The organism is Paenibacillus rigui (assembly GCF_002234615.1).
GTDB lineage: Bacteria > Bacillota > Bacilli > Paenibacillales > NBRC-103111 > Paenibacillus_S > Paenibacillus_S rigui.
Map to the genome: position 1 here is coordinate 1 of NZ_NMQW01000074.1, position 7686 is coordinate 7686.

At 37.4% G+C, this 7686-nt stretch carries 10 protein-coding genes and 1 pseudogene; 2 read left to right on the top strand and 9 right to left on the bottom strand.

The window, feature by feature from the left end; translation table 11 throughout:
• Nucleotides 1-543: 543 nt before the first annotated feature.
• The 5 genes and pseudogenes from CF651_RS30860 to CF651_RS30880 all read right to left on the bottom strand — a co-directional run bounded on the left by CF651_RS30860 (nt 544) and on the right by CF651_RS30880 (nt 4048).
• Complete coding sequence (locus CF651_RS30860; protein ID WP_094018707.1) at nt 544-945, bottom strand: hypothetical protein; 402 nt, start codon at nt 943-945, stop codon at nt 544-546.
• A 247-nt stretch (nt 946-1192) separates the two neighbouring features.
• Nucleotides 1193-1770 (bottom strand): annotated as a pseudogene (locus CF651_RS30865) (histidine phosphatase family protein).
• Between the two features lie 221 nt (nt 1771-1991).
• Nucleotides 1992-2465, bottom strand: a complete 474-nt coding sequence (locus tag CF651_RS30870) for a GNAT family N-acetyltransferase (RefSeq protein ID WP_094018708.1) — start codon at nt 2463-2465, stop codon at nt 1992-1994.
• 239 nt (nt 2466-2704) lie between these two features.
• Complete coding sequence (locus CF651_RS30875) at nt 2705-3169, bottom strand: GNAT family N-acetyltransferase (RefSeq protein ID WP_094018709.1); 465 nt, start codon at nt 3167-3169, stop codon at nt 2705-2707.
• Between the two features lie 390 nt (nt 3170-3559).
• A complete protein-coding gene (locus CF651_RS30880; protein WP_094018710.1) occupies nt 3560-4048 on the bottom strand; it encodes an NUDIX hydrolase in 489 nt (162 codons plus the stop codon).
• Nucleotides 4049-4355: 307 nt separating this feature from the next.
• On the opposite strand from CF651_RS30880, the gene CF651_RS30885 reads away from it, so the two are divergent.
• Entirely contained in the window at nt 4356-4616 is a 261-nt protein-coding gene (locus CF651_RS30885) for a hypothetical protein (RefSeq protein ID WP_094018711.1), read from the top strand.
• Nucleotides 4613-4993, top strand: coding sequence for a pepsin/retropepsin-like aspartic protease family protein (locus CF651_RS30890; protein ID WP_094018712.1), 381 nt, complete (start codon nt 4613-4615; stop codon nt 4991-4993). Before CF651_RS30885 ends, CF651_RS30890 begins: the two co-directional genes overlap by 4 nt.
• A 173-nt stretch (nt 4994-5166) precedes the next feature.
• On the opposite strand, the gene CF651_RS30895 is transcribed toward CF651_RS30890, so the two are convergent.
• The 4 genes from CF651_RS30895 to CF651_RS32590 all read right to left on the bottom strand — a co-directional run.
• On the bottom strand, nt 5167-5637 hold the full coding sequence (locus CF651_RS30895) for a hypothetical protein (protein WP_094018713.1): 471 nt from the start codon (nt 5635-5637) through the stop codon (nt 5167-5169).
• Between the two features lie 255 nt (nt 5638-5892).
• A complete protein-coding gene (locus tag CF651_RS30900; protein ID WP_094018714.1) occupies nt 5893-6135 on the bottom strand; it encodes a hypothetical protein in 243 nt (80 codons plus the stop codon).
• Between the two features lie 272 nt (nt 6136-6407).
• The gene (locus CF651_RS30905; protein ID WP_094018715.1) at nt 6408-7016 is read right to left on the bottom strand and encodes a hypothetical protein; all 609 of its coding nucleotides are present in this window, start codon (nt 7014-7016) and stop codon (nt 6408-6410) included.
• 255 nt (nt 7017-7271) lie between these two features.
• On the bottom strand, nt 7272-7686 hold a 415-nt coding region (locus CF651_RS32590; RefSeq protein WP_179233079.1), incomplete at its 5' end, for a DUF6933 domain-containing protein.

The following is a 7686-nucleotide window of genomic DNA, read 5'->3' on the forward strand; positions in this document are numbered from 1 at the left end:
CCCATTAGAGTTTTTCGAGTAGAGTCGAAAAACTCCAACGACTTACTCTAAGGGAATTGTCTCAAAAACTAGACTGCTTTGGAATACACCTTCTTATTAGACGATTACAGTTTTTCCCTTTTTTGCTTATCCCTACAAAGCATATCATAACAGCCCGCTATAGTTAACCATGTGGAACGGAACAACGGGATCAAAGCTCAGAGTCCCTCGTTCGTGGGATCCGGCTTCTCACCTAAAAAAACAGATGCATGAACCCGTTGGTGGGTTATGCATCTGCTTTTACTTCTTTATAGACAATCAGTCTGTCCTATAGGTCTTTCATCGGACTAGCCTTTTTTGAATTAGCATTCAATCCCTATCGTTAAATTGTAATCGAAGGTCGTAAAACAAATTTAATGCTATTCTTCTCCAAGCACTCATTCAAATCACTCGTCTTCTGATATCACTTCCCCGAATTTCCTTGAGCAGATCAAAGATCGACGTAGTCGGTCTGCATGGTGTTAGCTGATTTTGGCCTCTTTTTGAGATACGTCAATATCTTCCTTATTCAGTTCTCGGGTTTGATTCCAATCCTATAATCTCAATAATCTCTACTTCCGCGGCCTTTCTTGGTCCTTCCATCAAATATCCTTTAAGACCAATTTTAATATCATTAATATGCCTTTCTGCCCTCGCCTTTGGAAACAAAATCCACATCCGTGCAATACCTGATTCGAGTACATTCCTTGATTCATCCAAAATTATATTTCCATTTTCATCTTCGAACTCTGGATGAATTACCCTCAGCTCAATTGGTGTCTTTAAGAAGTCTTCTTCTAACGCAAAATCACTTCTATATCCTTGTCGAGGAAGTAGTTTTCTACCTCCTTCGGCTAAAGTAAAAAATCTATATCTCACCTTAAAATCTGGGGGATGCCCGTTAATTATTTCGTATGAAACCCACATATATCTACCCCTCACAAAAGACACCAGAATCCATATACGTTTTTAGGCAATGTCAGATAACGTTTTTGTATTCACGAATATGAGAACCTTATGGGATGGAGTCCCTGCCACGACACGGTTAGGTTCACATGGTTGTCTGCCTAAATCCACTTCCCTGAATTATCCCTAGCAGACCAAGTGACGTATGGCCCGCTACGTGAATACAGTGTTATCAGATGGATCAGCCATCTTTGAATTGCCTTCAAAATTATTCTTCATTTAAATGCCATGTACAATTATACAATTCACATTCCCATTCATAATCTCTATAAATGAGTTTTGTTATTGAAGAGTTTTTTAAGTGTTCTTCCATGTTTGCATTAGGGATTAATATCTTAAGTAAATGCTTGATAAACGAACCATGACTTACTATTAATATATTTCCTATATTATGCTTAGCTTTAAGCTCGTTAAATATAGAAAGCCCCCTTGAAACTACACTCTCAGCAGTTTCAATTTCTAAATCCAGATCTCTCCAGTTACTTCCCCATCTTAAAATTCGCTCCACTTCAGTTGTCCCCTCGATCTGTCCTCCCCCTACTTCTCGAAGTCTTAAATCCAGGTGAATCTCTTTACTACTTGTCTTTTCCCCTATAATTTCTGCGGTTTGCTTAGCTCTCATTAAATTACTTGAATACACAACATCCCACTCTTCTTTGCTTATTCTTTGTGCCAGTCTGTTAGCTTCTGTTACTCCATCTTCATCTAGGGGAATATCGGAATTTCCCTGAGCCCTTCCTTATTCCATTCCGTACTCCCATGCCTTACAATACCAAATCTAGTCATGCATGCACCTCTATTTTTTAGTTTTTAATATTAAATTGCTGATCTTTCTGATAACGTTCTTGTATTGATGACGTCCGACGATAGTCGTATGTGTTCAGCTGTACCTACTTCCTCGAAATCCAGCTGTAGGACAGAGGGGCGTATGTCCTGAAGCAGGTGTATGCCGTGTTGCTAGCAACTTCGATTCACCTACAAGAACTATTCTTCAATTTTCTGATAAACTAGATCATAAGTTTTTCATAGTATACAATTGTCATTTTGTCGTTAATTTCTTTGTTTTTCTTTGTCTTTTTGTACCCTAGTTTTTCATAGAGATAACAATTCCCCTGTTCTTGTAATATTGTATCGAGTTCCCAAACTTTCGCATCATTATATTTAGCTTCTATTACTGAAAAGACCTTCTGAGCAATTCCTTTTCCTTGGTGTTCAGGTAAAACAAAAATTGGACTGACGCGATAGGTTTGGTTCTCTTTTTTCACAATTCTAATTGCTCCAACAGGAACATTGTAATCTTCTATAATATAATAATCTGTGAATGATTGATTTATTCTACTAATAATTTTCTCCACAGTCTCATTAGCAGGACTAGTATTAAAATCTTGATACTTGTTCAATAAAGGTCTAAATGATTTGATTTGCATTTCATGAATCAATGATGCATCATTGAGCCCAGCTCTAATTATTGAGATTTCCATATTATCCTCCCATTAAACTAAAATTCAGTAGTTATGTTTTACTATTTTAGCAATTGCGCATAACGTGATTGTATTTCACGAACCGTCACTGGCTTAAGGTGCTTAGCACTGGGCCGGCGGACTTAGCCAGTACAGGGTTTGCCTGATTCTTCTTCATCGAAATTCCTCGGGCAGACCAAGGAATGTTAGTCCGTAGCGTGCTTATGGTGTAAGACACAGTTACTACCTTCTTCGAGTCTTCATGCATAAGGTTCTTTTGTCAATTCTAAATAATGTGTCATCTTCTCATCGCCTGAAACTTCGTTAAAACCTAATGTCTTATAAAATTTACTTGCATTTGGGTTATCAGTCTTTAATACAAGTCTTTTATAATAATTCCTTGCTTTTTGTATAACGGCTTCTGTGAGCTTTCTTCCAATATTATGTCTTCTATATTCTTTCAAAACATACAGCCTTCTAACCCTTCCTACTCCATCACCATAATAAGGATCTCGATTTAGTCCACATATCCCAATAACTCTGTTATCTAATAAACACAAAAATAATGCCTCATCATTATGATCAAATCTATTAGTTCCGTTCCTATAGTCTTCTACTAATCGTGATATGTGTCTAAATCCTTCCATCATGCTTTCTGTCAATAATTCATTCACTGGTTCTGTGTTTAATCCATCTTTTATTTCAATTATTTCAAAGTCTCTCATAAGAAAAGTCCTCTGATCTTATAGTATTTATAATATTCTGCACTTATTGAGTCTAACGTTGTTGCATTCACGACGCCACACTCGCTCAAGGTCCGTCAGGAACGGGTGGCTCCGCTATTTAGGTAGTGCAGTTGTTTCCGCCTGAATGCGCTTCCCTTTAAAAATATCATGCATCATTGATTCACTCCTACTACCAAATTGCATTAGTATTTGATAACGATCTTGTATTCACGAACCAAAAGAGACTTAGAGCGTAGCGTCTGGGTTGAAGACTTAGCCTCGCAGGGTTGTCTGTCTGATTCTACTTCCTCGAAATCCATCTGGCAGACCAAGGGGCGTCAGCCCCGCAGGTGAATACGGTGTTAGCTGATATCATTTCTTAGTTCCCCACTAAGTTCTTTCAACTTGCTTTAGATAATAAATTATTCCTGCTCGATCAACGTTTGAAAACTGTAACGGATTACTCTTGATTAATTCAGATAGTTCCTTGATATTAATCCATCTAATCTCTGTCGTTTCGTCCCCGGTTTTTAACAATTCGCCTTCAGCCTTGCATCTAAAATAATAACCTACTGAATCTATAGGCCCCTTAATTGTTTGATATGCCCCAAATGGTTTTATGCATTCCACTTCGAATTCAGGGTTAATCCCAGTTGTATCAATTTTAGTATCTTCTCCTTCAATTTCAGTTATTTCTAGTCCGGTCTCTTCCCTTACCTCTCTTCTAAGTGCTTGTATTATTGATTCAAAAAGCTCGATTCTTCCTCCAGGTAATTCAATCTTTAATGGTTCATTAGGTTTATTTCTTATTTGAATTACAATTTGTATCTCATTATTAATGTCTCTTTCAATTATTGCTCTTGAGTTAACAAAAAACATATTATCCGCCCCTTTCATTAAGAATTTTAAAACGTTTTAATATATTCTCTGCATATGATTTCAGAGACCTTATTATATTCACGAATCCTCATCACATTAAGACACGTAGTGCCGGCCGCGACGCGGTTAGGTTCGTAGAGGTTATCTGCCTGATTCCACTTCCTTGAAATGCCTCGATCCGACAGGGTCTGCAGCGTGAATACGGTGTTATATGCTTGTTCGTTCCTCTTTGAATTATCCCACAATTGATTGTTTGTTAATGGGGTTGTACAATTGATTTATAAGTTCTTCTTGGAGGTGTCAGTGTATGAAGTGGGTTAGTATCCGAGATAAATATCCTAATCGTTGGATTCTGGTAGAAGCACTATCTGCTCATTCAGCTAATCATAAAAGAAATATCGAGGAGATGTCAGTTATATCAGATTTCATGAATCCAAAAGAAGCCTGGGCTTCTTATAAAAAGCTTCATTTGTCGGACCCAACTAGAGAACTCTATGTATTTTATTCAGGAAATGAACTTATTGAAGTAATTGAACAGCCCTTTACGGGAATTAGAGGTCTTCAATGAAGATTCACCTAACTAATGGTCTCCCCATTGTATCTTTCCCATTATCTTTCAACAACACTTCAATTTTTCTTAATAATGTCCTGCTCGATACTGGATGCTCCACTACGATTTTCGATACCGACGTGGTTGAACCTATTGGTTTAGATATTGACTTTATTAATGGAAAATCCGTCCGTATGTACGGTGTCGGGGGACAAAGCGAATTATGTTATCAGCAAGTGGTTTCATGCCTTGGAATAGATAACATTATTCTTAAGAATTTCACTATCCAACTTGGACTTACAAAAGAACCTTATGGTTTTGATGCAATTCTAGGTGTTGATATTCTTTTTAGTTTTGGATTGAAAATAGATTTTGAGAATCTAGTTGTTCTATAATGTTCTTAACGAACTTGCGTATAACGTTTGTGTATCTACGAACCCGAGAGGCTTAAGGCGCAGCAGCGCCGGGGCTGTCAAGACTTAGCCTCGCAGGGTTGTCTGCCTGATTCCACTTCCTCGAAATGCTCGGGCAGACCAAGGGCCATAAGGCCCGCAGCATGAATACGGTGTTATGTGCTGTTGCCGCCTTCCATGAGTCTCTCACATATCATCTTTAATTGTTCTTCATATTGTTTTCTATTGAATTCGAGTGATTGGAAATTTGAATAATCCCAATGACCTCCTGCTGATTCCTCATTCCTATAAGGTTGTTCAAATTCACTCCAAGTGATTACTTCATCTTCTTCAGTTATCTTAATTAATAAAGGCCAACATCCCGGCTCACCACAATTACATCCCAAAGCTAGTGTTTTTCCCTCGTATTTAAAAATATCATTTTCATTAAGTTTTCCAGTAAAGTGCTCTTTAATATTTTTTAAGAACTTGATATTCAAGCCTTCATATCCACCTGCAATTGAAGGTTCAAATTGAATCTCATAATTCCTAATTAACTCAACTAAATCTTTGCCATTTATATAAATCCCTAGGATTTGAGCTTTCTGGTTTTCGGAATATTCAACTGTGAAATGAATCATATCCACACAAACAACTCCAATTTGTTTTTAAAGGTTTATTAGTTACGGCAATTGCACATAACGTTGTTATATTCACGAACCCTCATCACCTTAAGGCCAAAGGCCGGTTGCGACTGCGCTTAGGTGATGCGGGGTTATCTGCCTGATTCCGCTTCCTCGAAACGCCTCAGGTAGCCCAAGGGAGCGTCAGCGACCGATGCGTGAATACGGTGTTAGATGAAGCACACTTGCCTTCCTGAATATTACTTTCAAGTGAATTATTCATGTTTGTCTATCAATCGCCTCCTCGTTTTGGATTTTGTCATTATCGTTTATGATCTTGCGATTTTCTGCTTTAAAATCTCTCTTTACTCTTAGTTGTCCTTTAATCTCTCGTAAAAGTAATATTCCATATATAATTAGCCCCAGTAAAATGCCGCTTCCTAGAATCCAACCTATAGGGCCTACTGCAAAAAAGATATATACCAGAATACAAGATCCAAATATAACAGCAATTAACCTCATGAATCCTCCAATGTCTAATTTCGTTTATTTTATTTTTCTATTATTTTAAAAATATGCTTTGCAAGTGTTTCATCTAACGTTCTTGTATTCACGAAACCGAGAGGCTTAAGGCCCGTAAGGGCCGGGTGGCTCCGCCACTTAGCCTCACAGGGTTGTCTGCCTGATATTACTTCTCGAATTGCCTCTTGCAGACCAAGGGGCGTAAGCCCCGCTGCGTGAATACGGTGTTAAGTGAAGGTACTGACCATCTCGAATCCGCTTTCGAAAAATTTTTATAATCTATTCAATTTAAAGTAATTTGACAGCACATGTACATACTTTTTTAATTTTTCTTTTTCATTTGTATAGTTATAAATACTACGGGCTTCGCCCTTTTTAGATATTGCGTATGAACTGTAACTCTTGCTAAACCATGCTTCTTCGGGGAGAGTGGGAATAATATCCTCGTTGGTAAAAAAGAACCAACAACATTCTGCTTCTTCAAATCTATGACTCAATAATTGAGAATTATTATTAGGCACAAAATGGTTTAAATTCTCGTAAGCCAATTCTTCAGCCAGTTGTCTAGCTTGTGCATAGGTAATAGTTGGTTCATATTCCTGAGCTGCTTGACCAAATAAGTACAAATCTAATTCTTGAATCTTATAAGTTAGTATTCGCTTAAATACAAGAGTACACTGTTGAAATATCGATATTTCATTCACTTCTTTTCCATCGAATAATATTGATTCTATAACTAGGCTTTGACTTTCGTTATCAGATGTGCTGTAAGCTTTTTCACCTTTCTTTATTACATATAAAGAAGTTCCATTGAGGGATATACTACCTTTTTCTTTATCCTCTGTGGCAGATTCTATAGCAAAGACTTCAATTCTTCTCATTACTTTCACTCCACAGTAAAATAGTATTTAATTATTTTCAGTTTTCAGAACTTTCACATAACGTTTTTGTGTTCCCCGACGCCTCACCGACTTGAGCCCGAAGGGCGGCTGCTATGCGGTTAGTCGGTACAGGGTTGTCTGCCTGATATTACTTCTCGAATTGCCTCTTGCAGACCAAGGGGCGTAAGCCCCTCAGTGGGGAACACGGTATTATGTGATGCCAGTGTTTTCCTCGATTTTCTTATAAGTAAGCGCTTATAAATGTTTAACTAATGCTTTCTTAAAAACGTCTATAGGCTTCTCATAATCAATGGGTTTATAGATAATTTGATTGTTCCATTTATTTCTTTCAATATTGTTTGCAAAATCATTCTTCTTCTCTACGGCATTCATAATTAACATGATCTCATTTAAAGTGCCTAGAACACTTCGGTTATTCGTATTGGAAACTATTATTTCTTTACAACAGTCCATATAGGCACTTATCAGCCGTTCTTCTATGTCTTCGCTTGATAAATAGTCCCTTAATTCTAATTGAAGTATTTCTTTTAGGTTCTTATATTGATTGACCTTAATGTAATGCTCCCCAATGTCAAGACACGATTTTACGAGGAATAAGTTATGTCCTCCCATCTCGTAATCTACTACCTTAGGATGCCAGTTGCTATAT

What these genes read in the sequence shown, in the direction of transcription:
- CF651_RS30860 (WP_094018707.1), bottom strand. Translation starts at nt 945, where the DNA reads ATGTGGGTTTCATACGAAATAATTAACGGGCATCCCCCAGATTTTAAG.
- CF651_RS30870 (WP_094018708.1), bottom strand. Translation starts at nt 2,465, where the DNA reads ATGGAAATCTCAATAATTAGAGCTGGGCTCAATGATGCATCATTGATT.
- CF651_RS30875 (WP_094018709.1), bottom strand. Translation starts at nt 3,169, where the DNA reads ATGAGAGACTTTGAAATAATTGAAATAAAAGATGGATTAAACACAGAA.
- CF651_RS30880 (WP_094018710.1), bottom strand. Translation starts at nt 4,048, where the DNA reads ATGTTTTTTGTTAACTCAAGAGCAATAATTGAAAGAGACATTAATAAT.
- CF651_RS30885 (WP_094018711.1), top strand. Translation starts at nt 4,356, where the DNA reads ATGAAGTGGGTTAGTATCCGAGATAAATATCCTAATCGTTGGATTCTG.
- CF651_RS30890 (WP_094018712.1), top strand. Translation starts at nt 4,613, where the DNA reads ATGAAGATTCACCTAACTAATGGTCTCCCCATTGTATCTTTCCCATTA.
- CF651_RS30900 (WP_094018714.1), bottom strand. Translation starts at nt 6,135, where the DNA reads ATGAGGTTAATTGCTGTTATATTTGGATCTTGTATTCTGGTATATATC.
- CF651_RS30905 (WP_094018715.1), bottom strand. Translation starts at nt 7,016, where the DNA reads ATGAGAAGAATTGAAGTCTTTGCTATAGAATCTGCCACAGAGGATAAA.